Here is a 25,729-nt window from a genome sequence, read left to right as displayed (position 1 = left end):
ATCCAGGGATGACATGTCGAAGCTCTAACGAGCATGAATAAAAGGAGTGAATCATGGTTAGGCTAGATAAAAACGATCCGTTGATGCTGGCGCGTCAACTGCCCCTTAAATCCGTTGCGTTGATCCTCGCAGGCGGCCGTGGCACCCGACTGAAAGATTTAACCATAAAGCGTGCAAAACCAGCGGTCCATTTCGGCGGCAAATTCCGTATTATCGATTTCGCGTTATCGAACTGCCTGAACTCGGGTATTCGCCGTATCGGTGTCATCACCCAGTATCAATCCCACTCACTGGTGCAGCATATTCAGCGCGGCTGGTCATTTTTCAGCGAAGAAATGAACGAGTTTGTCGACCTGCTGCCCGCGCAACAGCGTGTTCACGGTGAAAACTGGTATCGCGGCACCGCCGATGCCGTCACGCAGAACCTCGATATTATTCGTCGCTATAAAGCGGAATACGTCGTGATCCTCGCGGGCGACCATATCTACAAGCAGGACTATTCCCGCATGTTGATCGACCACGTCGAAAAAGGCGCGCGCTGTTCAGTGGCCTGTATGCCGGTGCCGGTGGCGGAAGCGACCGCGTTTGGCGTGATGGCGGTCGATGCAGATGAAAAAATTATCGATTTTGTCGAAAAACCGGCCAATCCGCCGACCATGCCAGGCGACAGCACCAAATCGCTCGCCAGTATGGGGATCTACGTCTTTGATGCCGACTACCTGTACGAACTGCTGGAAGAGGACGATCACGACGAGAATTCCAGTCACGATTTCGGCAAAGACATCATTCCAAAAATTACCAAAGCAGGCGACGCGTACGCGCATCCGTTCCCGCTCTCCTGCGTGCAGTCAGATGAGACATCCGAGCCTTACTGGCGCGACGTGGGGACGCTGGAAGCCTACTGGAAAGCGAACCTTGATCTGGCGTCGGTGATGCCGGAACTGGATATGTACGACCAGAACTGGCCGATTCGTACCCATATGGAATCCCTGCCACCGGCAAAATTTGTTCAGGACCGCTCCGGCAGTCACGGCATGACGCTGAACTCATTAGTTTCAGGCGGTTGCATCATCTCCGGCTCCGTGGTGGTGCAGTCGGTACTGTTCCCGCGCGTGCGGGTGAACTCCTTCTGTAACATTGATTCGGCAGTCTTATTACCCGATGTGTGGGTCGGCCGTTCGTGTCGTCTGCGCCGCTGTGTTATCGACCGGGCCTGCGTTATCCCTGAAGGGATGGTGATTGGTGAGAATGCGGAAGAAGATGCAAGTCGCTTCTACCGTTCAGAGGAAGGAATTGTGCTGGTTACGCGCGATATGTTGCGCAACCTGGGCTACAAACAGGAGCGATAATGCAGGTTTTACATGTTTGTTCTGAGCTGTTTCCGCTGCTGAAAACAGGCGGCCTGGCTGACGTATTAGGGGCATTACCGGCGGCTCAGATTGCGGAAGGCATTGATACCCGGGTACTTTTGCCTGCGTTTCCTGACATTCGACGCGGGATCCCTGACGCACAGGTGGTGACGCGTCGTGATACGTTCGCCGGGCGGGTTACGCTGCTGTTCGGTCACTTTAACGGCGTTGGTATCTATCTGATTGATGCGCCTCATCTTTATGATCGTCCGGGAAGCCCTTATCACGACACGAATCAGTACGACTATAGTGATAATGTGGTGCGCTTTGCGCTGCTCGGGTGGGTGGGATGTGAAATGGCCTGCGGGCTGGATCCGTTCTGGCGCCCGGAAATCGTTCATGCGCACGACTGGCATGCCGGGCTCACCCCGGCCTATCTGGCGGCGCGTGGGAAACCGGCGAAATCGGTGTTTACGGTGCACAACCTGGCCTATCAGGGGCAGTTTTATGCGCACCATATGAATGACATCCAGTTGCCATGGGCGTTTTTTAACATGCACGGGCTGGAGTTCAACGGTCAGATTTCGTTTCTGAAGGCGGGGCTCTACTACGCTGATCATATTACGGCGGTCAGCCCGACCTACGCGCGGGAAATTACTGAACCGCAGTATGCCTATGGCATGGAAGGGCTGCTGCGTCAGCGTCACCTTGAGGGGCGTCTGTCCGGCATCCTTAATGGTGTGGATGACACCATCTGGAACCCTGAAACCGATCTCCTGCTGGCGGCGCGTTATACCCGCGACACGCTGGAGGAGAAAGCGGAGAACAAGCGTCAGCTGCAAATTGCCATGGGGCTGAAGGTTGACGAGAAAGTGCCGTTGTTCGCTGTCGTCAGCCGTCTCACCAGTCAGAAGGGACTGGATCTGGTGCTGGAAGCGCTGCCGGGTCTGCTTGAGCAGGGCGGGCAACTGGCGCTGCTGGGCGCGGGCGATCCGGTGCTGCAGGAGGGTTTCCTCGCGGCCGCAGCGGAATACCCCGGGCAGGTTGGCGTGCAGATCGGCTATCACGAAGCGTTCTCGCATCGCATCATGGGCGGTTCTGACGTGATTCTGGTGCCGAGCCGTTTTGAACCGTGCGGCTTAACACAGCTTTACGGGCTGAAGTACGGCACGCTGCCGCTGGTACGTCGTACCGGTGGGCTGGCGGATACCGTTTCTGACTGCTCGCTGGAAAACCTGGCTGACGGTGTCGCCAGCGGTTTTGCTTTTGAGGACAGCAATGCCTGGTCACTGCTGAGGGCGATTCGGCGCGCGTTTGTATTGTGGTCGCGTCCGTCGCTTTGGCGTTACGTCCAGCGTCAGGCAATGGGAATGGACTTTAGTTGGCATGTCGCCGCTCACTCGTACCGTGAGCTGTACCAGCGCCTGATGTAATCACAGGAATCATTGCTATGAATGTACCGTTTAGCTATGCATCACCCACACTCAGCGTCGAGGCGCTGAAGCACTCTATCGCCTATAAACTGATGTTCACCATCGGTAAAGATCCGGCGATCGCCAACAAGCATGAATGGCTGAACGCGACGCTGTTCGCCGTTCGTGATCGTCTGGTGGAGCGCTGGCTGCGTTCGAACCGCGCGCAGCTCTCGCAGGAAACCCGCCAGGTGTACTACCTGTCGATGGAGTTCCTGATTGGCCGCACGCTCTCCAATGCGATGCTGTCGCTGGGTATTTATGATGACGTCAAAAACGCGCTGGAAGAGATGGGGCTCGATCTCGAAGAGCTGATTGATGAAGAGAATGACCCCGGTCTTGGTAACGGCGGGCTGGGTCGACTGGCGGCCTGTTTCCTCGATTCGCTGGCCACGCTTGGCTTGCCGGGTCGTGGTTACGGTATTCGCTACGATTACGGGATGTTCCGCCAGAACATTGTCGACGGGCGGCAGAAAGAGTCCCCGGACTACTGGCTGGAATACGGTAACCCGTGGGAATTTAAGCGCCATAACACCCGTTACAAGGTGCGTTTCGGCGGTCGTATCCAGCAGGAAGGAAAGAAAACCCACTGGATTGAAACCGAAGAGATCCTGGCCGTGGCCTATGACCAGATCATCCCTGGTTACGATACTGACGCCACCAACACCCTGCGTTTGTGGAACGCGCAGGCCAGTAGCGAAATCAACCTCGGGAAATTCAACCAGGGTGATTACTTCGCGGCGGTGGAAGATAAAAACCACTCTGAGAACGTGTCGCGCGTGCTCTACCCGGATGACTCCACCTATTCGGGGCGTGAGCTGCGACTGCGGCAGGAGTATTTCCTCGTCTCCGCCACCATTCAGGATATCCTGAGCCGCCATTACCAGCTGCATAAAACCTATGACAATCTGGCGGACAAAATTGCCATCCACCTGAACGACACCCACCCGGTGCTGTCGATTCCGGAACTGATGCGCCTGTTGATTGACGAACATAAGTTCACCTGGGACGAAGCTTTTGAAGTGACCTGTCAGGTCTTTTCTTACACCAACCACACGCTGATGAGCGAAGCGCTGGAAACCTGGCCGCTGGATATGCTGGGTAAAATTCTGCCGCGCCATCTGCAAATCATCTTTGAAATCAACGACTACTTTATGAAGACGTTGCAGGAGCAGTATCCGAACGATACCGCCCTGATGAACCGCACGTCGCTGATTGATGAGTCTAATGGTCGCCGCGTGCGTATGGCATGGCTGGCGGTAGTGGTGAGCCACAAGGTCAACGGCGTCTCGGAGCTGCACTCCAACCTGATGGTTCAGTCGCTGTTTGCTGATTTCGCCAGTATCTTCCCGATGCGCTTTACCAACGTCACCAACGGCGTTACGCCGCGTCGCTGGCTGGCGCTGGCGAACCCGCCGCTATCTGAAGTGCTGGATGAAAACATCGGCCAGACCTGGCGTACCGATTTGAGCCAGCTCGTCGACCTTGAACAGCACATTGATTTCCCGGCGGTGAATCAGGCGGTGCAGCGTGCCAAGCTGGAGAATAAAAAGCGCCTGGCGTTGTACATCGCCTCGCAACTGAATGTGGTGGTGAACCCGAAAGCGCTGTTCGATGTGCAGATCAAGCGCATTCATGAATACAAGCGCCAGTTGATGAACGTGCTGCATGTCATCACCCGCTATAACCGCATCAAGGCTGATCCCACGGCGCAGTGGGTGCCGCGCGTGGTCATCTTTGCCGGTAAAGCGGCGTCGGCGTACTACATGGCGAAGCACATTATTCATCTGATCAACGATGTGGCGAAGGTGATCAACAACGATCCGCAGATTGGCGACAAGCTGAAAGTGGTGTTTATCCCGAACTACAGCGTGAGCCTCGCACAACTGATCATCCCGGCGGCGGATCTCTCCGAGCAGATCTCGCTGGCCGGTACGGAAGCCTCAGGCACCAGTAACATGAAGTTTGGTCTGAACGGTGCGCTGACTATCGGTACGCTCGATGGCGCAAACGTGGAGATGCTGGAGCACGTCGGCGCGGATAACATCTTTATCTTCGGTAATACGGCGGAAGAGGTGGAAGCGTTGCGTCGCAGCGGCTATAAACCGCGTGACTACTACGAGCAGGATGACGAGTTGCATCAGGTGCTGACGCAAATTGGTACCGGCGTCTTCAGCCCGGATGATCAGAACCGTTACCGCGACCTGCTGGATTCGCTGATCAACTTTGGCGACCACTATCAGGTACTGGCCGATTACCGCAGCTATGTGGATTGTCAGGATAAGGTGGATGAGCTGTATCGTCAGCCGGAAGAGTGGACCAACAAAGCGATGCACAACATCGCCAACATGGGCTATTTCTCTTCCGACCGTACGATCAAAGAATACGCCGAAAGCATCTGGCATATTGATCCGGTGAGACTGTAATACCGAATGCCCGGCAACCGCCGGGCATTTTTCTGATGACTACGATGCCAGCGGCATCTCACGCTTTCCCGCATGTTGCGTCAGCCATTGGGCGACGCGGGACTGTTCTTCCGCATTCAGCCACATACCGAGTTTAGTTCGACGCCACAGCGCATCGTCCATCCGGCGCACCCATTCGTGTTTGACCAGATAGCGCAACTCCGCTTCATACAGGTCGTGACCAAAGTGCTCACCGAGATCCTCAAGCGATTTCGCTTCGCCTAAAACCCACTGGCTGTTGCTGCCGTAGGTGCGGACGTAATGACGCGCCATCGACTCGCTGATAAACGGATAACGGCGGCGCAAGCGGGCGGCGTATTCATCACGATCGCTGCCAATCTCTCCGCCAGGCAGTACCGCTGTTTTGGTCCAGGCCGGGCCAATGCCCTGATAGTACGGCGTCAGTTTTTCCAGCGCGTGTTCCGCAAGTTTACGGTAGGTGGTCAGCTTACCGCCAAACACTGACAACAACGGCGCCTGACCCTGTTCGTCATGGATATCCAGCGTGTAATCGCGGGTCACCGCCTGCGGTGAATCGGACTCATCATCACACAGCGGACGCACGCCGGAGTAAGTCCAGACGATGTCGTTGCGGGTGAGCGGTTTCTTAAAGTGCGCGTTATAGACTTTCAGCAGATAGTTGATTTCGCCTTCGTCGATTTCAACCTGCTTCGGATCGCCGTGATATTCAACATCGGTGGTACCAATGATAGAAAACTCATCCATCCACGGGATCACAAAGACAATGCGTTTATCTTCGTTCTGCAGAATGTAGGCCTGTTTTTGCGTATGCACGCGCGGCACCACAATATGACTGCCTTTGATCAGACGAATGCCGTACGGCGACGGCAGATGCATACCGTCGTCAAAGAACTGTTTCACCCACGGGCCGGTGGCGTTAACCAGACCGCGCGCCTGCCAGCTGTATTTTTCGCCGGTATCGATGTCTTCAGCCTCGACAATCCACATTCCGTTTTCACGTTTTGCAGAGGTCGCGCGGGTGCGGGTCATCACGTCACCCCCTTTGCTCGTCACCATCTGGGCATTCGCCAGCACCAGACGGGCGTCGTCGACCCAGCAGTCAGAATATTCGAAACCGCGCACGATTTCCGGTTTCAGCACCGATTCCGCGCCAAAACGCAAACCGGTAGAGCCGGGCAGGCTGGTACGTTTACCGAGGTGATCATATAAAAAGAGGCCGGTACGGATCATCCATGCCGGACGCAGATGCGGGCGGTGAGGCAGGCGAAAACGCATCGGGAAGGCGATGTGCGGCGCCATTTTTAGCAGCACTTCACGCTCGGCCAGCGCTTCGCTGACCAGACGGAATTCGTAGTGTTCAAGGTAGCGCAGCCCGCCGTGGATCAGTTTTGAGCTGGCGCTTGATGTCGCGGCGGCTAAGTCCTGGGCTTCCAGCATCAACACGGATAAACCACGCCCTGCGGCGTCTGCCGCGATACCGGCACCGTTAATGCCTCCACCTATCACAATCAGATCTTTGGTTTCCATGCTGCACCCTCACGTACTTTCGTTAAAGCTCATAAATGTTCGATATCGCTCATCATAGCAAACAAACGCGCTTTTGGTAACATCGAAAAAACATTTTGGAGTGATGCGTATAACAAATTAGTATTTCTCTGCCGTCTTACGGTATAGCTGACGGTAAAATCTATAGACCTGCCATCAATAAAGAGAACACCATGGATCACTTTGAATGTATTAACGTAGAAGAAGCCCATCAGAAACTGCATCAGGGCGCGGCGGTGCTGGTGGATATCCGTGATCCGCAAAGCTACGCATTAGGCCATACCCCCGGCGCGTTCCACCTGACTAACGACACGCTGGGCGCGTTTATGCGCGAGAACGGTTTTGAAACGCCGGTGCTGGTGATGTGCTATCACGGCAACAGCAGCAAAGGCGCGGCAGAATATTTGCTGCAACAGGGCTACGACCAGGTCTACAGCGTGGACGGTGGATTTGACGCCTGGCACCGACATTTCCCGTCTGAGGTAGCGCACGACGCCTGAGACGGTATACTGTCTCCCTTTGTGTGGAAAAAGCGGTCCTCCGTATGTTGATGATTACTTCGTTTACCAATCCGCGTGTTGCCCAGGCGTTCGTTGACTACATGGCGACGCAGGGGATCATTCTGACAATTCAGCAACATACGCAAACGGATGTCTGGCTGGCGGATCAAAGCCAGGCCGATCGCGTTCAGCGCGAACTGGCGCTGTTCCTGGAAAACCCTGCCGACCCTCGTTATCTCGCCGCCAGCTGGCAGGCCGGGCATACCAATAGCGGGCTGCAGTATCGTCGTTTCCCGTTTCTCGCGACGCTGCGCGGAAACGCTGGCCCCGTCACGTTGGTCATCATGATCCTGTGCATCGCGATTTTTCTTATCATGAATGCGCTGGGTGACAGAACGGTGATGGTGTGGCTTGCCTGGCCATTTGATCCCTCTCTTAAATTTGAACTCTGGCGTTACTTTACTCACGCTTTCATGCACTTCTCCGTTCTGCATATCCTCTTCAACCTGTTATGGTGGTGGTATCTTGGCGGAGCGGTTGAGAAGCGTCTTGGCAGCGGCAAACTGATCGTGATTACGATAGTGAGCGCGCTACTGAGTGGGTTTATCCAGCAGAAATTCAGTGGTCCGTGGTTTGGTGGGTTATCCGGTGTGGTTTACGCCCTGATGGGCTACGTCTGGCTGCGTGGCGAACGCGATCCACAAAGCGGAATTTATCTGCAGCGCGGCCTGATCATCTTCTCATTAATCTGGCTGGTTGCCGGGTGGTTTGATCTTTTCGGCATGGCGATGGCGAATGGCGCTCACGTTGCGGGTCTGGCGGTGGGACTGGCCATGGCGTTTGCCGATACGGTGAATGTGCGAAAACGAACATAAAATTTCCAGGGAATTTCCATGAAGCAGACACAACGTCATGACGCGATAATCGAGCTGGTCAAAAAACAGGGTTATGTCAGTACCGAAGAGCTTGTCGAACAGTTTGCTGTCAGCCCGCAGACCATCCGCCGCGATCTGAACGATCTGGCCGAGCAGAAGATGATTCTGCGCCACCACGGCGGTGCGGCGCTGCCGTCCAGTTCCGTTAACACGTCATGGCATGACCGTAAGGCCACCCAGACCGGCGAAAAAGAACGTATCGCCCGCAAAGTCGCCAGTCAAATCCCCAATGGCGCAACCTTGTTCATCGACATCGGCACCACGCCGGAAGCGGTGGCGCATGCGCTGCTTGAGCACAGCGATTTGCGCGTAGTGACCAACAACCTGAACGTGGCCAACACGCTGATGGCGAAAGACGATTTCCGCGTCATTCTTGCCGGTGGCGAGCTGCGCAGCCGCGACGGTGGCATCATTGGCGAAGCCACCCTCGACTTCATCTCTCAGTTCCGCCTGGATTTCGGCATTCTTGGCATCAGCGGCATCGACACCGATGGCTCGCTGCTGGAGTTTGACTATCACGAAGTGCGCACCAAGCGGGCGATCATTGAAAACTCGCGCCACGTAATGCTGGTGGTGGATCACTCCAAATTCGGTCGTAACGCGATGGTGAACATGGGCAGCATCAGCATGGTCGATGCGGTGTATACTGATGCGATGCCGCCCAACGGCATTATGCAGGTGATTGTGGATAACAACATCCAGCTGGAATTGTGCTGATGCCTTCGCCCTCTCCCCCCCGGGAGAGGGTTAAACCCCGTAACCCATCATTTTCAACAGCTGCTGCGCGTGCTGAACGGCATCCTGACGGTGCGCGACGCCCAGTTTCTGATACAGATTACGGATGTGCGTTTTGATGGTGGTGGCCGCCACATCAAGCTCACCGGCAATCTGCTCGTTGCTGTAGCCGGAATAAATCAGCCCCAGCACCTGCCATTCGCGTTGCGTCAGCGGGCTGGTGCGGATGAGCTCCGGCACTTCCGGGTGATTTAGCAGGCGTTCAACGAAGTTCTCATCAAAATGGGCGAACTTGTGCCGGTGATGCTGGTTTATCTCACGCAGAATACGCTGGGCGCGGTGTTGTTCCAGCTCCGGTAGCGTGTTGAGCTGAATCAACTGGCGCAACTGCTGCGCCATCGCTTCGCCTTCAATGACGAAATGGCTGATAAACCCGGTGCGGTTGGCGAGCGCGAGTGCTTCCAGCAGCGCATTCTGTGCCTCCGCTTTACGCCCCGCCTGCCAGTAAAGCTGATTGAGCAACAACAGGTTGCGGTTCAGATCGCTCATCAGACGCAGCGCGCGGGCATTCTCGTTCAGCTCTTCCAGCACCATTTCCGCCGGATCGTAGTCACCGAGCAGGATCTGCGCACGGGCGATATTACGCCACTGGCTTTGCAGGAAGTGGTTGTTGGCAAACTCCGGCTTCGGTGTCTGCCGCAGCCACTGGGTAGCGGATTTTTTATCGCCGGTCATTTGCCAGTAAATTACGCGCACTTTGTCGGCGTTCGACACCCAGTCGCTGTGATACTGACCGTTGCCGAGCAGGTTTTCCAGGCGGTTGAGGTGGTTGCGGGCGTTGTCCAGGTTGCCGCGCGCCAGAGAGCATTGCACCAGCAGCGCCAGACACTGCAACTGCTGCTGCGGCTGATAGGTCGACAGAACGTCCATCCCGTTACGGGCCGCCGTTTCGGATTCATCAAGACGCGCCCAGGCCCACAGTAACTGAGAGCGGATGCGCAGCAGGAATTCGTGCATCGGCAACTGTTCAAGGTGCTGTTCGCGGATCAACTGGAACGCTTTTTCCTGCGATTCCCACGCCGCCTGCAAAAAGCCCTGAGCAAACAGAATTTCGCTCTGCTGGAGCAGACTCCACAACGCGTAATGCCAGACTTCGTAGCGGCGCGACATCTGTTCGGTCTGCTGCATCACCGCCAGCGATTTGTTCAGCTCACCTTTGCAGTGCAGCACTTCGCCATGCACCGACGTCGCGACAATGCGGCTGTAGTAGCTGGCGAGCGGCAGCTCATCAAGGGCTACCATCGCCAGACGCTCAGCCTCTTCCTGATCACCGTCGTTGATGGCGACCTGCGCCCGCAGCGCGTTGAAATCGCCGTGCAGGGTGACATCCATCGCGACGGTCATCTCCTGTTCGGCACGCGCCAGCAGGTTGTTGACCTCACTGTAACGATGCTGGCTCTGCATCAACCAGGCCTGCAACAGCACCAGACGCGGGTTTTCCAGCAGGCTTTCCCACGGCAGCGCCGCGAGTGACTCTTCCAGCAACGCCAGTTCGCTATGGTTAAACAGCCCCCACGCATGGTTGAGCAGAATATCGCGCAGCATGTGGGCATCACCGGCGGCCAGCGCATGGTGAATCGCTTCGGTCGGGAAGCCCTGCGCCATCCAGCTTTCAGCGGCGGCGCGGTGCAGTTCGGGCAGTTCTGCCGCCAGTTCCCACTGACAACGCTGACGCAGGAAACTGCCAAACAGCGGGTGATAGCTGAACCATTCACCGGAATCATCCATCCGCTGTAAAAACAGCCCCTGACGCTCGATCTCTTCCAGCCGCATCTGTCCGTTGTCGACGCCAGTAACGCGGACGATCAGCGCATCGTTCATCGAGCGCAATACCGCGCTTTTTAACAGGAAGTTACGTGTGTCGGCTTCCACGTTATTCAGTACTTCATCAACCAGATAATCAGACAGATGGATGGCGTTAATACCCGCCAGACGACGGGCAGAATGCTGCGCAGCGCTGTTGCTCTGACGCGCCGAGAGGGCGATCAGTTGCAGCGCGGTAGCCCAACCGGCGACGTCATCGCACAGGCGACTGGTTTCGGCGGCTTCGATGGGCGAGGTCAGACGGCAGTCGAAAAACTGCTTCGCTTCCTGATGGGTAAAGGCGAGTTGCTGGCTGCCAATTTCCAGTAGCTGATCACGCACGCGCAGGTTGGCGATACCCAACTGCGGTAAATTGCGTGACAGCACGACCAGCGTCATGTTTTCAGGCTGATGACGCAGGAAAAAACGCATCGCATCATGGATGACCGGATTGGTGATCAGATGATAATCATCAATCACCAGATAAAGCGGCCGATCCCACTCGGCGAGTTCAATGAACAGCTGTGCGAAAAGTGATGTCAGGCTGGCGTACTGGCGCTTTTGCACCATCATCTCGCTCGCCGGGCAATGCCCGCCAGTGGCCTGTTGCAGCGCCGCGATCAGATAGCTGGCAAAGCGTTCCTGCTGGTTATCACCTTCATCAAGCGAATACCAGCCCAGTTCGTTCTTCCCTGCCGCCCACTGCGAAACGAGCGTTGTTTTTCCATATCCAGCAGGACTTGTGACCAGCGCAAGACGATAATTGTTCGCGCCGGAAAGCTTCGCCAGTAAACGTTCCCGCACCACGGTGTGGTCAAGACGAACCGGACGACTTAATTTAGACGGAATCAACATAGTTAGCACTTCACTGTGGCCAATAAACGGAAAGGATTTTTTTTGCGCCTCGTAATTAATAGCTATAAAGTCGGCGATAACAGAATATATTGCAAGTTATGTCGGGAAATGGATTATCTTAATTTGCACTCTGTCACAAATTCCACACATTACTGAAACAGGTTACAGAAACCGGTGCCAGTGCGCGTGGCGACTGGTTTCGTGACGTATTTCAAAAGTGTGATTATTTACATTTGGCATTAAAATTCGCATGCCGGGCGCAACACCGTTTGTAGCAAGTGCTTACCGAAGTGGGAGGTTTTGACAAATGTGTGTCGTCCTTTCGTTGATCAAGCGATACGTATGGGATCTCCGCGATGGCGTTTCAAAAAAAGTCGCTGCGCTTTATTTTTTCACACATTGCGACATCTTTTACGTAATATTTACTAAGATTCTCCTGAGGGCAGTTGGTGTAGGAATTTGCCATCAGGATAAAAGGAACGATAATATTCCCAATAAACCCAAAGGGGATTGAGCCGAGCGTGATTAGGAGGACGTAATTATTATTCATAAATTTATGCCCGCGCTGGGAGAAATTTTTTTGAAAAAGAAAAAGACACGTAAAGAATAAGCAATAAAGAAATAAGGGTATTGAGCTTATCATTATACAAGTTTTACTATAAGAGATAACATTACCCATTCTCAACAGTGAAATGAAGTCACGCATAATGAATCCAAACAGAAGAAGATAAAGTACTGTAATTTGGATAAGTAATGCGGCAAAGGCATGTAGTTTACGCAATGTATTTTCCTTATGCTTAGAATAAGTATGGTAATGATGACGCATTGTTATTGATTATATTAATCCCATGTAAAAAATAACATTCTTTTATTTTTATCTTTAAAGTTGATGATAAGTGAAAATTATCATCGATTATGTTTAAGGTGGCGTTAAGTATCAAACCAAGAAATACGATAACTGATATTGTCACAATAACAGGAGAGCTTATAAACGTGAGAAAACCACCTGCTATCCCAATTACCACGCTCGATACCAGAATCTTCGCTGTGTCCATGGTGATATCCACCAGAAAATCCACCAGGTGGTAATCTGATTTAAAGATCAGTTCCACGGCGCGCCAGGCAAGCGAAAAATAGATACAATATTTTGTGCCATTGATAATGCTGTAGGACATACCGCGTTGGCCAATGGCCATTTCCAGCATTTGTGGATGGCTGGCGCCATAACGCGTACCGGTAAGAATACGTCTGAGGCCAGCGTGCCCGGTGATTTTTATGTAGGATTTTCCACCGACCTTGTATTCAATCGCTCTGATTTTTAGCGCCTTAAAATTGAATATCAGTTCCTGTGCGGGGTTGTACCATGTCGTGAGCTTTGACAGATTGCGAAAGGCATCGAGTCCGTCTTTGATATTCCCCGGTGCTGCTTTATAAGAAAAAAACTTATCCACTCCGCCGAGGAGATCGTCTACCACTTGTTCTGCCTCTTCGAATGTGAGCAACATAATGGCGTGGCTTTGGGTAATAAAATTTCCATTCATGAAAACCATATCACGTTGTAATGGATTCATTGAATGCCATGTTTTAACGTCAAAAGATGGGTCGCGGAAGGACATATTTCCCCCTTGTATGAAATGACGAATTTTATTATTTTGCTGATTAAAAGACGCGCTCATCCCACAAACTGTAGGCGCTGGTACTGGCCATGCAGTGTTCCCAGCTTATTGATTCATACACTAAAGAAATGCGTTCCTGTGCTTCGTTTCCACTTTCAATAATATTGTGTGGGACGATAGTTGAAATGTCAGATATATGAGCTTTGAATAATTTTATTTTGTAATAAGCCTCCTGTAACCCCATCGGGTTTACCCGATAAAGTTCAATTTCGCATTCGAGGGCTTCGTTGTCGTTTATCGCTTTGTTAAGTAAGGGAGATGAGCGATCAATAGGCTTAATGATTTGTACTTCATGATGCGTAACATTTTGCTCGCGGGTTGTTCGGTGATTAAGCCCGTAAACCATTATTTGGTCAAAATGGTTTGTCTGCGACTTATTACCAATAGAATTCCGGGAGCCACAATTTGCTGAAATAAGTCCCTGGGATGTGCCTTTTAGCGTCATCCATGATAAATGTGCCATGTTATTTCCTTATGACTTATTCATGTGAAATATATATATTTGAAACAGACAGTTAAGTTTGCTCCCGTTTATTTTCCGTTTCAATATTTTGTTTCGTATGACGCGCGCGATAACGCCAGTGGGATGTGAATCAATGCAGCAATACGTGGTCAGAGACAACGCCAGCGGCTAACTTTATAGTGGTTACGATCACACTTTTTGCTCATCCCTGCTACTCCTCCCTGCCTAATCCCTGCCAGGATGAGGACGTTACAGAGTAGGCCAGGCACACTAACGCTAATGTATCTTACAAGGACCCGGATTCATTTATGTCTCAGCCTTCGTTCAATAAAACGCAATTTCAGGCTGCACTGACGCGTCAGTGGCAGCATTTTGGTTTACAGGCCGCCAGCGACATGACGCAGCATCAGTGGTGGCAGGCCGTGAGCGGTGCCCTGGCAGAAATGCTGGCGGCGCATCCCGTGGCGAAGCCGGTAAAAGGGCAGCGCCACGTTAACTACATCTCCATGGAATTCCTCATCGGTCGTCTGACGGGCAACAACCTGCTCAATCTCGGCTGGTATCAGGAAGTCAGTGACGAGCTGAGCGCCTTTGACATCAACCTGAGTGACCTGCTTGAAGAAGAGACCGATCCGGCGCTGGGTAACGGTGGTCTGGGGCGTCTTGCCGCCTGTTTCCTGGATTCTATGGCGACAGTCGGTCAGTCGGCGACAGGCTATGGCCTGAACTATCAGTATGGCCTTTTCCGCCAGTCGTTTGATGACGGGCAGCAGCAGGAAGCGCCGGACGACTGGCATCGCGGCAGCTACCCATGGTTCCGCCACAATGCGCAGCTTGATGTGCAGGTCGGCATCGGCGGTAAAGTGGTTAAAGGGCGCTGGGAGCCGGAATTTACCCTCGTAGGCGAAGCCTGGGATCTGCCGGTGCTGGGTTACCGCAATGGCGTCGCGCAGCCGCTGCGCCTGTGGCAGGCAACGCATGCCCATCCGTTTAACCTGACGAAATTCAACGATGGCGATTTCCTGCGTGCCGAAAAGCAGGGGATCGACGCGGAAAAACTGACCAAAGTTCTCTATCCGAACGACAACCATCAGGCCGGGAAAAAGCTGCGCCTGATGCAACAGTATTTCCAGTGCGCCTGCTCGGTGGCCGATATCCTGCGCCGTCATCACCTGGCGGGCCGCAAGCTGACGCAACTGGCGGAGTTTGAAGTCATTCAACTGAACGACACGCATCCGACGATTGCGATTCCGGAACTATTGCGCGTTCTGCTCGACGAACATCAGATGAGCTGGGATGACGCCTGGGCGATCACCAGTAAAACCTTCGCCTACACCAACCACACCCTGATGCCGGAAGCGCTGGAAACCTGGGATGAGAAGCTGGTGAAAGCGCTGCTGCCGCGCCATATGCAGATCATCAATGAGATCAACGCCCGCTTTAAAACGCTGGTGGAGAAGACCTGGCCGGGTAATAAGGCAGTATGGGCGAAACTGGCGGTAGTGCACGACAAACAGGTGCGGATGGCGAATATGTGCGTGGTGAGCGGCTTTGCCGTGAACGGCGTGGCGGCGCTGCACTCTGATCTGGTGGTGAAGGATCTATTCCCGGAATATCACCAGTTGTGGCCGAACAAATTCCACAACGTCACCAACGGCATTACCCCACGCCGCTGGATCAAACAGTGCAACCCGGCGCTGGCGGCGTTGCTGGATAAGACGCTGAAAAAAGAGTGGGCGAACGATCTCGATAAGCTGATTGCGCTGGAAAAACACGCTGACGACGCGAAATTCCGTAAGCAGTACCGCGAGATTAAGCAGGCCAACAAAGTGCGCCTCGCTGAATTTGTGAAAGCGCGTACCGGCATCGACATCAACCCGCAGGCCATCTTTGATATTCAAATCAAACGCCTGCACGAATACAAACGCCAGCACCTGAATTTGCTGCACATTCTGGCGCTGTACAAAGAGATCCGCGAGAACCCGAAAGCCGACCGCGTGCCGCGCGTGTTCCTGTTTGGCGCGAAAGCCGCGCCGGGCTACTACCTGGCGAAGAACATTATCTTTGCGATCAACAAGGTAGCGGAAGCGATCAACAACGATCCGCAGGTGGGCGATAAGCTGAAAGTGGTGTTCCTGCCGGATTACTGCGTCTCGGCCGCGGAAATGCTGATCCCGGCGGCGGATGTCTCCGAGCAGATCTCCACCGCAGGCAAAGAGGCCTCCGGCACCGGCAACATGAAGCTGGCGCTGAATGGTGCGCTGACTGTCGGTACGCTGGATGGCGCGAACGTCGAAATCGCCGAGGTGGTGGGTGAGGAGAATATCTTTATCTTCGGTCACACGGTGGAAGAGGTGAAAGCGCTGAAGGCCAAAGGGTACGATCCACTGAAATGGCGCAAGAAAGACAAGCTGCTTGATGCCGTGCTCAAAGAACTGGAGAGCGGCAAATACAGCGGCGGCGACAAGTACGCGTTTGATCAAATGCTGCATAGCCTCGGTAAACAGGGCCACGACCCGTACCTGGTGCTGGCGGACTTTGAGGCTTATGTGAAAGCGCAGCGCCAGGTCGATGAACTCTACCGCGACCAGGAAGCCTGGACCCGCGCGGCGATCCTGAACACCGCACGCTGCGGCATGTTCAGCTCTGACCGCTCGATCCGCGATTATCAGCAACGTATCTGGCAGGCAAAACGCTAAGGACAGGCCTATGGAGAGTAAACGCCTTGATAAAGCCGCGCTGGCGGCGGGTATCAGCCCCAGCTATATCAATGCGCATGGTAAACCGCAGTCTATCGGCGCTGACACCAAGCAGCGCCTGCTGGATGCGATGCATCACACCACCGCCACGGTTGTGGCGGTCACCCCTGTACCTAACGTGAAAGTCTTTACCTTCGGCAAAAAAGCAGAGTTGATTGTTGAAGGGAAAGGGGAGTTCGACTGGCTGCTGACCACCGAATCCGGAAAGCAGCATCAGGGGCTGGCGGTGGCCGGGAAAACCCTGACGCTGCCGGGTCGTCTGCCGGAAGGTTACCACACGCTGACGCTGCTGCAGGACAGCAACCGCTGGCACTGCCGCATCATTATTGCCCCTGCGCGCTGCTACGAACCGCAGCCGCTGAAGGAAGGGAAAAAGCTGTGGGGATCGTGCGTACAGCTTTACTCTCTGCGTTCTGAGCAAAACTGGGGCATTGGCGATTTCGGCGATCTGAAAGCGATGCTGCCGGAGATTGCCCGCCGGGGCGGGTCGTTTATCGGCCTCAATCCGATTCATGCGCTCTATCCGGCAAACCCGGAAAGCGCCAGCCCTTACAGCCCCTCTTCCCGCCGCTGGCTGAACGTGATTTACATCGACGTGAACGCCGTCGAGGATTTCCACCTCAGCAAAGCTGCGCAGAGCTGGTGGAAACGTCCGGCGACGCAAAAGGCGCGGAAAGCGGCCTGCGAGTCGGAATGGGTGGATTACACCGCCGTGACGACGCTGAAAATGACGGCGCTGCGCATGGCGTGGGAGCATTTCTCCACACGTGATGATGAACAGATGGCGGATTTTCGCCTGTTTGTCGGGCGTGAAGGGGAGAGCCTGTACTGGCAGGCGGCGTACGACGCCCTGCATGAACAGCAGGCGAAAGAAGATCCGTTGCGCTGGGGCTGGCCCGCGTGGCCGGAAACGCTGCGGGATATCAACAATCCGCAGGTGAAAATATTCTGCCAGCAGCATGCTAACGACATCGATTTTTATCTCTGGCTGCAGTGGCTGGCTTACACGCAGTTCGCCGCCTGCTGGGCTGAATGTCAGCGTCACGACATGCCCATCGGGCTGTATCGCGATCTGGCCGTCGGTGTGGCGGAAGGTGGCGCGGAAACCTGGTGCGACCGCGAACTCTACTGCCTGAAGGCATCAGTGGGCGCGCCGCCAGATATCCTCGGCCCGCTGGGGCAAAACTGGGGACTGCCGCCGATGGATCCGCATGTCATCGTCGCGCGGGCCTATGAGCCGTTTGTCGAGTTGTTGCGGGCGAACATGCAAAACTGCGGCGCGCTGCGTATCGATCATGTGATGTCGGTGCTGCGCTTGTGGTGGATCCCTTACGGCGAGACGGCGGATTTCGGCGCCTATGTGCACTATCCGGTGGACGATCTGCTGTCAATTCTGGCGCTGGAGAGTAAACGTCACCAGTGCATGGTGATCGGCGAAGATCTCGGCACGGTGCCGGTGGAGATTGTCGGTAAGCTGCGCAAAAGCGGCGTTTATTCCTACAAAGTACTCTATTTCGAAAATGACTATCAGAAGGGCTTCCGCGCGCCGAAAGCCTATCCGGAACAGTCAATGGCGGTGGCGACAACGCATGATCTGCCGACGTTGCGTGGTTACTGGGAAAGCGGTGATCTGACGCTCGGCAACACGCTGGGCCTCTATCCTGACGAGGTGATCCTGAACGGTCTGTATCTGGATCGCGGAAAGGCGAAGCAGGCGATGCTCGATGCATTGCATAAGTACGGGTGTTTGCCGAAACGCGCCGGGCATAAGGCGTCGATGATGGCGATGACGTCCACGCTCAACCGTGCCATGCAGCGTTATATTGCCGACAGCAACAGCGCGTTACTGGGATTACAGCCGGAAGACTGGCTGGACATGGCGGAGCCGGTCAACATTCCTGGCACCAGCTATCAGTACCGCAACTGGCGACGCAAACTGTCCGCAACACTTGAAGCGATGTTTGCCGATGAAAAGGTGAACAGGCTGATTAAAGATCTGGATAAACGCCGAAAGGCAGCCAGTAAGAAGTGACGAACAGGCCGGGCAGGCGTAAGCGCCGCCCGGCTTTTTTACGCTTAAACCACTGTTCCCAGCAGCAGACATCCTACCAGGCCGCAGACGGAAATAATCGTCTCCAGCACCGACCAGGACCTGATCGTCTCACCGATAGTCAGGTTGAAATACTCTTTGAACAGCCAGAATCCCGGATCGTTCACGTGAGAGAAAATCACGCTACCGGAACCGACCGCGATAACCATCAGCTCCGGGCTGACGCCGGTAGAGGCAATCAGCGGCGCGGCAATACCACCGGCAGTGATCGCCGCAACGGTTGCCGAACCCAGCGCGATACGCAGAACCGCGGCGATGGACCACGCCATCAGGATCGGGGAAACGTTGGATTCGTTCATGATAGAGGCGATGTATTTATCCACGCCGCTATCGACCAGCACCTGTTTGAACGCGCCGCCGCCGCCGATGATCAACAGCATCATGGCAATGATTTTGATGGACGCGCCCAAGGTGTCGTTGATGTCTTCCATCGTACGGCCGCGGTTCAGACCGAAGGTAAAGACTGCGATCAGCACGGCAATCATGGTCGCCATCACCGGGTCGCCGAAGAACTCGGCATAAGGCAGAATCGCATGGCCTTTCGGCAGGAGCATTTCCGCAACCGCACGCAGCGCCATCAGCACGACCGGCACCAGCGAGGTCCAGACGCTCACACCGAAACTCGGCATTTCGTCTTCGCGGAAGGTTTTCGGGTTGTGGAGACCATCCGGAATCGGCTTATCGATACCTTTCAGGAATCGGGCATACACCGGACCTGCCAGGATGACGGTCGGGATCGCCAACAGCGTACCGTACAGCAGGGTTTTCCCCATATCCGCATGGAAAATCGTCGCGATAGCGGTTGGACCCGGGTGCGGCGGCAGGAAGCCGTGTGTAACGGAGAGCGCAGCGGCCATCGGCACACCCACGTACAGCAGAGGGATACGGGCAGAGGCGGCGATGGTAAACACCAGCGGCAGCATCAGCACGAAACCGACTTCATAGAACAGCGCGAAACCGACGGTAAAACCCGTTAACACCACGGCCCACTGAATGTTTTGCTTACCAAATTTATCAATCAGCGTAGTGGCGATACGCTGAGCGCCGCCGCAATCCGCCAGCAGCTTACCGAGCATAGCGCCGAAGCCCATGATCAGTGCAAGACTGCCGAGCGTGCCGCCGACACCCGCTTTGATGGAGCCGATCACTTTATCCAGCGGCATGCCCTGCAATAAACCGACGGCAAGGGCCACCAGAATCAGCGCGATGAACCCGTTCAGCTTGAAGCGGATCATCAGCAGTAATAACAAGACAACACCGATAGCAACGATGACTAATGGCATGATTTACCTGACCTTTAATTTGTTATGGGTAACGTCGTTGTTTCAATGACAACATCCAGTTGTCCCACTGAGAAACAGAGTTCTTCTGCGCTGCTTCAGATTTCTTTCCATCCGAAAAGGATAGTTGGCTATTTTTCTTTCAGTAGCGCGTAGGGCGAATGATACGGGTAACATCCACCCGTTGAGAATGACCCAGGCGATCAAAATGTAAATTATGCGAAGCAGGTCATATTATGACAGGGAATAAAACGAGGGCAGACAGGTGGGAAGTTGCCCGGTAACATCACGCCACCGGGCAAAACAGACGGGAAAACTTAGTAGTAAGAGTGTTCGCCGCGCTGGTGTTCGGTCAGATCGCGAACGCCTTTCAGCTCCGGGAACTCGTTCAGCAGTTGCTTTTCAATCCCTTCTTTCAGCGTGACGTCGACCATAGAACAGCCGTTACAACCGCCGCCAAACTGCAGGATTGCGTAGCCTTCGTCGGTGATTTCCATCAGCGTCACGCGGCCGCCGTGCCCGGCCAGTTGCGGGTTGATCTGCGATTGCAGCAGGTACTCCACACGCTCCACCAACGGGGCGTCGTCAGACACTTTACGCATTTTGGCGTTCGGCGCCTTCAGCGTCAGCTGAGAACCCAGCTGATCGGTAACAAAATCAATCTCCGCATCTTCAAGATAGGGAGCGCTCAGCTCATCGACATACGCGGTCAGCTGTTCGAATTTAATGGCAGTGTCAGTTGCTTCCACCGCATCCGGCGGGCAGTAAGATACGCCGCATTCAGCGTTAGGAGTGCCGGGATTAATCACAAATACGCGGATTTGTGTCCCTTCTTCCTGATTTGCCAGCAATTTAGCAAAGTGCGCCTGGGCAGCATCGGAAATACGGATCATAGCGTTGGCCTAATAGTTGACTAATTTACCAGGGTATAATACCCCCCTTAGCAGGGGTCTACAAGGTGCGACACAGGCACCATACCTCAACACTCGCTGCGCCGTTTCGCAAAAGCAGGCGGGAAATCTCAGCAACAGTGCTGCCGGTCGTGACGACATCGTCTACCAGAGCGATATGGAGCCCGTTGACGGCGAATTCAAGCTGGAAGGCATTTTTCAGATTTTGTTTCCGTAATCGTGCTGAAAGGTGGTGCTGGACTGGCGTGGCGCGCCGACGACGCAGGGCATTCGCCTGCCAGCGGCACTGTAGCCATTGTGCCAGCGGCTGGCAAAGCAGGTCGCTCTGATTAAACCCCCGCCGCCACTGGCGACGCTGCCAGAGCGGGACGCTCATCAGCAGGTCAGGCGTTTTCACCAGGCCCTGCTGGCGGACGCGCAGCAGAAGTAGCCGCGCCAGCGCCACGGCGAGTTCCGCTCTGCCGCTGAATTTGAGCCGGTGGATCAGGCGACTCAACGGCGGCGCGTAATCGTTCACCGTAATCAGCCGCTGCCACGGCGGCGTTTTTTGCAGACAGCGTCCGCAGGGCAGCGCGGTGTTTGCCGCTGGCAGCCCGCACTGCGGGCATAACGGCAGCGGGCAGAACAGCGTCCGGGCGCAGTACGAGCAGATCCCCCAGTGCGCCAGCGCGAGCGGCATTTGGCATAGCCAGCATAAGCTATGGGCTGTTAGCATAGTCCACCTCGTGGTTGTGAAGTGGGAACAGTAACTGATGAACGACATCTGGTGGCAAACCAAAGGCGAAGGAAATTGTCATCTTGTGCTGCTGCACGGATGGGGACTGAATGCACAGGTCTGGGATTGCATTACGCCGGAACTGAGCACGCATTTCACGCTCCATCTTGTGGATCTGCCCGGCTTCGGGCGTAGCCGGGATATGGGCGCGATGTCGCTCGAAGACATGGCGCAACAGGTGCTCGCCAGAGCCCCGGAAAAGGCGCTGTGGCTCGGCTGGAGTCTCGGCGGGCTGGTGGCAAGCCAGGTGGCGTTAACGCACCCGGAACGCGTGCTGGCGCTGGTGACGGTGGCGTCATCACCCTGTTTTGGCGCAGAGGGCGACTGGCCGGGGATCAAGCCGGACGTGCTGAGCGGTTTTCAGCAGCAACTGCGGGACGATTTCCAGCGTACTGTTGAGCGTTTCCTCGCCCTGCAGACGATGGGCACCGAAAGCGCCCGTCAGGACGCGCGCAAACTGAAAAGTGCGGTGCTTTCGCTGCCGATGCCGTCAGAAGCGGTGCTGGACGGCGGTCTGGAGATCCTGAAAACTGTCGATTTACGCGAACCGCTCGCCGGGTTGTCACTGCCGTTTCTGCGTCTTTATGGTCGGCTGGATGGGCTGGTGCCACGCAAAATTGTGCCGCTGCTGGATGCGGCGTGGCCGGACAGTCAGTCTTATATTTTTGCGAAAGCTGCCCATGCGCCGTTTATTTCGCACCCGGACGAATTCTGCCATGTGTTGCTGAATTTAAAACAAAATGTTGCCTGAATGGAAATGTGACCTGGAAAATCTGTCACATTGCACTAATACTTTCCATGACGCTGAGATGACCCTTTGGGTGATAGCAGGACAGCGGCACAAAATAACAAACCTTATGGAGAGTAAAAATCTATGAAACTGATTTCAGGTATTGTTGCATCTCTGGTTATTGGCTCACTGTCTTTTGGCGCTTTTGCCGCCACCGAACTCGAAAAAGATAAAGCGAAAGACACTATCGCCTCACAGAATCTGACCAAAGTCGGTACGATCTCCACGTCAGATACCACGGCACCGATGGACGCACGCAAAGAGCTGTCTCAGAAAGCGGATGAGCTGGGCGGCAAATACTTTGTGGTAACTTCTGCAGATAAAGGCGAGAAAAATGTTCGCGCCACGGCGGATGTTTATAAGTAATTAAAAAAAACGCGGGTCCTGAGACCCGCATTTTTGCTAGCGCAGTGCCCACCATTCCCGCAGGCAGGCTTTCCCTTCCGGGCAGCTTTTACAACTCCCCGTCAAACACCCGTCAGCGGCTTCCTGAATACGCTGAGCTTTGCCCATCGCTTCCAGTCGGCCCAGCATCGCATCGATCATTGCCCGCGGCGTGTGCAGGCGGGTGCTGAGCTGTGAAGCTTCCATCCGCCCCTCTAACGCCAGCATGTCACGAACCTCGATTAACGATGCCATTGATTCTCCTTAGTGGCAGTCGCCCGCCGGGCTTTCACAGCAGGACGCTACCGTCTTGCGGGTCGCCAGCAGGTTGATATCCACCCGGCTGCGTGCGCGGCGCAGGCCGCCAAGCACCAGAATATTAAACAGGATCACCGCCAGAATGCAGACCAGGCTGTACCGCGGATGCTGGCTGAAACTGCTGACCTGATAAAACAACGTTGCCAGCGAGTAAGCGATATTCAGCCCCCACATGATGGAGAAACCCATCCAGCCGCGGCTGGATTCACGCGCGATAGCGCCCATCACCGAAATGCACGGGATGTAGAGCAGAACGAAAATCAGGTAGCTGTAGGCGGCTGCCGCACTGCCAAACTTGCTGCTCATCACGCCCATTGCGCCGGTCGCCATTTCGCCGTCGCCTTTGCTGGCTTCGATTGGGTTGGCCAGTACGCTCAGGCTGAAGGTGTCTTTCAGACTCTGCCAGGTCTCGCCTACCGCGCCGCCCAGTTCGTCGATCAGGTTAAATTCCGCAGGGTTAAATTCTTCTTCCTGAATATTTTCGGCGGTGTAGAGGGTGTTTAACGTCCCCACGACCACTTCTTTCGCCATCGCGCCGGTGAACAGCCCCACGGTGGCCTGCCAGTTGTCTTCATGAACGCCAATCGGTTTAAACAGCGGTGTGATCACCTTGCTGACTGACGCGAGAGCAGAATCGTTGATGTTCTCGGCCGCTTTACCACTCAGCGTGAAGCTGTTGAGCGCGCTGAGGAAAATACTGACCACCACAATGACTTTACCGGCGCGGACCACGAAGCCTTTCAGACGCTGCCAGGTCTGAATGACCAGACTTTTCAGATGCGGCACGTGATACACCGGCAACTCCATCACGAACGGCGAAGCTTCACCACGCATAATGGTGTGTTTCAGCATCAGGCCGGTGAGGATCGCCATGACAATCCCTAGTACGTACAGCGAGAACACCACCAGCGCGCCCTGCTGCCCAAAGAAGGCTGCCGCGAAGACGGCGAAAATCGCCAGTCGCGCACCACAGGACATAAACGGCGCCATCATGATGGTCATCAGACGCTCACGCGGCGCATCGAGCGTACGCGCGCCCATCACCGACGGCACGTTACACCCAAAGCCGACAATCAGCGGCACGAACGATTTACCGGGCAGCCCTAACGACTGCATCAGGCGATCCATCACGAACGCCGCGCGCGCCATGTAACCGGAGTCCTCAAGGAAAGAGAGGAACAGATACATCATGCCGATTTGCGGTACCAGCGGCAGAACCGTGTTGATACCGCCGCCCAGACCCTGCGCCAGGAAAATGGTCAGCCATTCCGGGAAATGCAGGGTGGCGCCGATCCACTGAATACCGTGAATGAATATCGCCACAGAGCCCGCATCAAAGAGCGGTTGCAGCGCGCCGCCAATGTTGATGGCGAGCAGGAACATCAGGTACATGACGAACAGGAAAACCGGCAGGCCGAGGAAACGGTTGAGGATGATGTTATCGACAGCGGCGGTGAAGCGGCTCGGCTCGGCGGTCAGCGTATTACTCACGCTGTCGCATATCGCGGCGATGGTCTGATAACGCGCATCGGCGATGTGCAGCGCCGGATCGTCCATTGAGTCCTGCAGATGGGCGAGGGCGATGGGGAGTTTCTCTGCCGCATCACCGGCATACACCCGGCTGTAGATATCGCCTTCCAGCATTTGCAACGCCAGCCAGCGGCGCTGTTTTTCCGGCATGTCAGCGGCCATCTCCAGCGCCAGCTTGTTCGCTTCGCGTACCAGTGGCTCGGCATAATGCACCAGATCCAGATCGGCATTTTCCTGATGGCGGTCAATAGCTATTTTCAGCGCGTCAATACCGCGACCCCGTGTGGAGACCAGCGGAACGACCGGGCAGCCGAGACGGGCGGAGAGCGCGTCGACATCAATGCGGACCTTTTGCTTTTCCGCGATATCAAGCATGTTCAGCGCCACGATGCAGGGAATGCCGAGTTCCAGCAATTGCAGCGTCAGGTAGAGGTTGCGTTCGAGATTGGAGGCGTCGACCACGTTGATCAGCAAGTTTGCATCGCCGCTGAGAATGTAGTGGCAGGCAATCTGCTCGTCGAGTGATGTCTGTGAAGAGATGGTCGTCAGCGAATAGGTACCCGGCAGGTCAACCAGCGTGACCTGATGGTCGGTGGTGGAGAAGGAGCCTTCTTTACGTTCGACGGTGACGCCAGCCCAGTTGCCCACGCGCTGGCGCGCACCGGTCAACTGATTAAACAGGGTGGTTTTACCCGAATTCGGGTTACCAATTAAGCCAATCGTGAGTTTTTTCATTCGCGAACTCATTATTTTTACAACCCGATTTAACGGGAAACCGCTTCCACTTCGAGGAAAGCTAAATCTTTCTTACGTAAAACTAAATTAACGCGGCGCGTTTCGATATGAATGGGATCGCCTAATGGCGCGACGCGAACCACATTAAAAGAAGAACCGGGCAACATACCGAGTGAGAGCAATTTCTGACGATAAGCCGGGCTGATATCACGGGAGAAACCGGTAATTTTCCACGCACTGTCTGGGATGTATCGCATAGAGCCTACTTAATATTCACAAACCAATACTTGTGCTTCC

Annotated in this window: 21 protein-coding genes; 10 read left to right on the top strand and 11 right to left on the bottom strand. The window is 54.9% G+C overall.

Going from position 1 to position 25,729, the window contains the following annotated elements; all coding sequences use genetic code 11:
- Positions 1 to 53 precede the first annotated feature (53 nt).
- The 3 genes from glgC to glgP are packed head-to-tail and all read left to right on the top strand — an operon-like array spanning position 54 to position 5,247.
- On the top strand, positions 54 to 1,349 hold the full coding sequence (gene glgC / locus AOY23_RS00420) for a glucose-1-phosphate adenylyltransferase (RefSeq protein ID WP_054177899.1): 1,296 nt from the start codon (positions 54 to 56) through the stop codon (positions 1,347 to 1,349).
- The gene (gene glgA, locus AOY23_RS00415; protein ID WP_054177898.1) at positions 1,349 to 2,782 is read left to right on the top strand and encodes a glycogen synthase GlgA; all 1,434 of its coding nucleotides are present in this window, start codon (positions 1,349 to 1,351) and stop codon (positions 2,780 to 2,782) included. The genes glgC and glgA overlap by 1 nt, the downstream gene beginning before the upstream one ends.
- Before the next feature lie 17 nt (positions 2,783 to 2,799).
- Positions 2,800 to 5,247, top strand: coding sequence for a glycogen phosphorylase (gene glgP / locus AOY23_RS00410; RefSeq protein ID WP_054177897.1), 2,448 nt, complete (start codon positions 2,800 to 2,802; stop codon positions 5,245 to 5,247).
- Between the two features lie 39 nt (positions 5,248 to 5,286).
- On the opposite strand, the gene glpD is transcribed toward glgP, so the two are convergent.
- On the bottom strand, positions 5,287 to 6,795 hold the full coding sequence (gene glpD / locus AOY23_RS00405; protein WP_054177896.1) for a glycerol-3-phosphate dehydrogenase: 1,509 nt from the start codon (positions 6,793 to 6,795) through the stop codon (positions 5,287 to 5,289).
- Positions 6,796 to 6,986: 191 nt separating this feature from the next.
- Between glpD and glpE the strand changes: the two genes are divergently transcribed.
- From glpE to AOY23_RS22420, 3 genes are read left to right on the top strand one after another with little or no spacing between them, the layout of a single operon-like run.
- Positions 6,987 to 7,313, top strand: a complete 327-nt coding sequence (glpE, locus tag AOY23_RS00400; protein WP_054177895.1) for a thiosulfate sulfurtransferase GlpE — start codon at positions 6,987 to 6,989, stop codon at positions 7,311 to 7,313.
- A gap of 44 nt (positions 7,314 to 7,357) precedes the next feature.
- Positions 7,358 to 8,188: a rhomboid family intramembrane serine protease GlpG gene (gene glpG / locus AOY23_RS22425; RefSeq protein ID WP_054177894.1), complete on the top strand. Its 831-nt coding sequence runs from the start codon at positions 7,358 to 7,360 to the stop codon at positions 8,186 to 8,188.
- 18 nt (positions 8,189 to 8,206) lie between these two features.
- Positions 8,207 to 8,965 (top strand): DeoR/GlpR family transcriptional regulator, encoded by a 759-nt coding sequence (locus AOY23_RS22420; protein WP_054177893.1) that lies wholly within the window; start codon positions 8,207 to 8,209, stop codon positions 8,963 to 8,965.
- A 30-nt stretch (positions 8,966 to 8,995) separates the two neighbouring features.
- Here the strand turns inward: AOY23_RS22420 and malT are convergent, their stop codons facing one another.
- The 4 genes from malT to AOY23_RS00370 all read right to left on the bottom strand — a co-directional run bounded on the left by malT (position 8,996) and on the right by AOY23_RS00370 (position 13,840).
- Positions 8,996 to 11,701 carry an HTH-type transcriptional regulator MalT gene (malT, locus tag AOY23_RS00385; RefSeq protein WP_054177892.1) on the bottom strand — a complete coding sequence of 902 codons (2,706 nt, stop codon included), beginning with the start codon at positions 11,699 to 11,701 and terminating at the stop codon, positions 8,996 to 8,998.
- 364 nt (positions 11,702 to 12,065) lie between these two features.
- Entirely contained in the window at positions 12,066 to 12,380 is a 315-nt protein-coding gene (locus AOY23_RS23180; RefSeq protein WP_407829996.1) for a DUF1240 domain-containing protein, read from the bottom strand.
- 118 nt (positions 12,381 to 12,498) lie between these two features.
- On the bottom strand, positions 12,499 to 13,317 hold the full coding sequence (locus tag AOY23_RS00375; protein ID WP_200906028.1) for a hypothetical protein: 819 nt from the start codon (positions 13,315 to 13,317) through the stop codon (positions 12,499 to 12,501).
- Between the two features lie 43 nt (positions 13,318 to 13,360).
- Positions 13,361 to 13,840, bottom strand: coding sequence for an Hcp family type VI secretion system effector (locus AOY23_RS00370; protein ID WP_038158819.1), 480 nt, complete (start codon positions 13,838 to 13,840; stop codon positions 13,361 to 13,363).
- A 308-nt stretch (positions 13,841 to 14,148) separates the two neighbouring features.
- Between AOY23_RS00370 and malP the strand changes: the two genes are divergently transcribed.
- Both malP and malQ read left to right on the top strand, forming a co-directional pair.
- Complete coding sequence (gene malP / locus AOY23_RS00365) at positions 14,149 to 16,539, top strand: maltodextrin phosphorylase (protein WP_054177889.1); 2,391 nt, start codon at positions 14,149 to 14,151, stop codon at positions 16,537 to 16,539.
- Positions 16,540 to 16,549: 10 nt separating this feature from the next.
- Positions 16,550 to 18,631 (top strand): 4-alpha-glucanotransferase, encoded by a 2,082-nt coding sequence (malQ, locus tag AOY23_RS00360; RefSeq protein WP_054177888.1) that lies wholly within the window; start codon positions 16,550 to 16,552, stop codon positions 18,629 to 18,631.
- 44 nt (positions 18,632 to 18,675) lie between these two features.
- Here malQ and gntT read toward each other — a convergent pair whose 3' ends face one another.
- From gntT to gntX, 3 genes are all read right to left on the bottom strand, one after another.
- Positions 18,676 to 19,992, bottom strand: coding sequence for a gluconate transporter (gntT, locus tag AOY23_RS00355; RefSeq protein WP_054177887.1), 1,317 nt, complete (start codon positions 19,990 to 19,992; stop codon positions 18,676 to 18,678).
- A 314-nt stretch (positions 19,993 to 20,306) separates the two neighbouring features.
- The gene (gene nfuA / locus AOY23_RS00350) at positions 20,307 to 20,882 is read right to left on the bottom strand and encodes a Fe-S biogenesis protein NfuA (RefSeq protein ID WP_054177886.1); all 576 of its coding nucleotides are present in this window, start codon (positions 20,880 to 20,882) and stop codon (positions 20,307 to 20,309) included.
- Positions 20,883 to 20,940: 58 nt separating this feature from the next.
- Positions 20,941 to 21,615 (bottom strand): DNA utilization protein GntX, encoded by a 675-nt coding sequence (gene gntX, locus AOY23_RS00345; RefSeq protein WP_054177885.1) that lies wholly within the window; start codon positions 21,613 to 21,615, stop codon positions 20,941 to 20,943.
- Between the two features lie 37 nt (positions 21,616 to 21,652).
- Between gntX and bioH the strand changes: the two genes are divergently transcribed.
- On the top strand, positions 21,653 to 22,426 hold the full coding sequence (gene bioH, locus AOY23_RS00340; protein WP_054177884.1) for a pimeloyl-ACP methyl ester esterase BioH: 774 nt from the start codon (positions 21,653 to 21,655) through the stop codon (positions 22,424 to 22,426).
- Between the two features lie 123 nt (positions 22,427 to 22,549).
- Positions 22,550 to 22,831 carry a YdgH/BhsA/McbA-like domain containing protein gene (locus AOY23_RS00335; RefSeq protein ID WP_054177883.1) on the top strand — a complete coding sequence of 94 codons (282 nt, stop codon included), beginning with the start codon at positions 22,550 to 22,552 and terminating at the stop codon, positions 22,829 to 22,831.
- A gap of 36 nt (positions 22,832 to 22,867) precedes the next feature.
- Here AOY23_RS00335 and feoC read toward each other — a convergent pair whose 3' ends face one another.
- From feoC to feoA, 3 genes are read right to left on the bottom strand one after another with little or no spacing between them, the layout of a single operon-like run.
- Positions 22,868 to 23,104 carry a [Fe-S]-dependent transcriptional repressor FeoC gene (feoC, locus tag AOY23_RS00330; protein WP_054177882.1) on the bottom strand — a complete coding sequence of 79 codons (237 nt, stop codon included), beginning with the start codon at positions 23,102 to 23,104 and terminating at the stop codon, positions 22,868 to 22,870.
- A 9-nt stretch (positions 23,105 to 23,113) separates the two neighbouring features.
- On the bottom strand, positions 23,114 to 25,432 hold the full coding sequence (gene feoB / locus AOY23_RS00325) for a Fe(2+) transporter permease subunit FeoB (RefSeq protein ID WP_054177881.1): 2,319 nt from the start codon (positions 25,430 to 25,432) through the stop codon (positions 23,114 to 23,116).
- Between the two features lie 29 nt (positions 25,433 to 25,461).
- Positions 25,462 to 25,689, bottom strand: coding sequence for a ferrous iron transporter A (feoA, locus tag AOY23_RS00320; RefSeq protein WP_038158791.1), 228 nt, complete (start codon positions 25,687 to 25,689; stop codon positions 25,462 to 25,464).
- Between the last annotated feature and the right edge of the window lie 40 nt (positions 25,690 to 25,729).

Origin of the sequence: Trabulsiella odontotermitis (assembly GCF_001297775.1) — a bacterium.
In the GTDB taxonomy this organism is placed as follows: domain Bacteria; phylum Pseudomonadota; class Gammaproteobacteria; order Enterobacterales; family Enterobacteriaceae; genus Trabulsiella; species Trabulsiella odontotermitis.
Note: the sequence above shows the minus strand (reverse complement) of the source record. Positions and strands in the feature narration are given on the sequence as shown.

Bases quoted from the DNA above. Each gene is read 5' to 3' on its own strand.
- glpG (WP_054177894.1), top strand. From the start codon at position 7,358: ATGTTGATGATTACTTCGTTTACCAATCCGCGTGTTGCCCAGGCGTTC.
- AOY23_RS00335 (WP_054177883.1), top strand. From the start codon at position 22,550: ATGAAACTGATTTCAGGTATTGTTGCATCTCTGGTTATTGGCTCACTG.
- nfuA (WP_054177886.1), bottom strand. From the start codon at position 20,882: ATGATCCGTATTTCCGATGCTGCCCAGGCGCACTTTGCTAAATTGCTG.
- feoA (WP_038158791.1), bottom strand. From the start codon at position 25,689: ATGCGATACATCCCAGACAGTGCGTGGAAAATTACCGGTTTCTCCCGT.
- malQ (WP_054177888.1), top strand. From the start codon at position 16,550: ATGGAGAGTAAACGCCTTGATAAAGCCGCGCTGGCGGCGGGTATCAGC.
- glpD (WP_054177896.1), bottom strand. From the start codon at position 6,795: ATGGAAACCAAAGATCTGATTGTGATAGGTGGAGGCATTAACGGTGCC.
- AOY23_RS00375 (WP_200906028.1), bottom strand. From the start codon at position 13,317: ATGTCCTTCCGCGACCCATCTTTTGACGTTAAAACATGGCATTCAATG.
- malP (WP_054177889.1), top strand. From the start codon at position 14,149: ATGTCTCAGCCTTCGTTCAATAAAACGCAATTTCAGGCTGCACTGACG.
- AOY23_RS23180 (WP_407829996.1), bottom strand. From the start codon at position 12,380: ATGGGTAATGTTATCTCTTATAGTAAAACTTGTATAATGATAAGCTCA.
- malT (WP_054177892.1), bottom strand. From the start codon at position 11,701: ATGTTGATTCCGTCTAAATTAAGTCGTCCGGTTCGTCTTGACCACACC.
- glgC (WP_054177899.1), top strand. From the start codon at position 54: ATGGTTAGGCTAGATAAAAACGATCCGTTGATGCTGGCGCGTCAACTG.
- glpE (WP_054177895.1), top strand. From the start codon at position 6,987: ATGGATCACTTTGAATGTATTAACGTAGAAGAAGCCCATCAGAAACTG.
- glgP (WP_054177897.1), top strand. From the start codon at position 2,800: ATGAATGTACCGTTTAGCTATGCATCACCCACACTCAGCGTCGAGGCG.
- feoB (WP_054177881.1), bottom strand. From the start codon at position 25,432: ATGAAAAAACTCACGATTGGCTTAATTGGTAACCCGAATTCGGGTAAA.
- gntX (WP_054177885.1), bottom strand. From the start codon at position 21,615: ATGCTAACAGCCCATAGCTTATGCTGGCTATGCCAAATGCCGCTCGCG.
- bioH (WP_054177884.1), top strand. From the start codon at position 21,653: ATGAACGACATCTGGTGGCAAACCAAAGGCGAAGGAAATTGTCATCTT.
- AOY23_RS00370 (WP_038158819.1), bottom strand. From the start codon at position 13,840: ATGGCACATTTATCATGGATGACGCTAAAAGGCACATCCCAGGGACTT.
- feoC (WP_054177882.1), bottom strand. From the start codon at position 23,104: ATGGCATCGTTAATCGAGGTTCGTGACATGCTGGCGTTAGAGGGGCGG.
- glgA (WP_054177898.1), top strand. From the start codon at position 1,349: ATGCAGGTTTTACATGTTTGTTCTGAGCTGTTTCCGCTGCTGAAAACA.
- gntT (WP_054177887.1), bottom strand. From the start codon at position 19,992: ATGCCATTAGTCATCGTTGCTATCGGTGTTGTCTTGTTATTACTGCTG.
- AOY23_RS22420 (WP_054177893.1), top strand. From the start codon at position 8,207: ATGAAGCAGACACAACGTCATGACGCGATAATCGAGCTGGTCAAAAAA.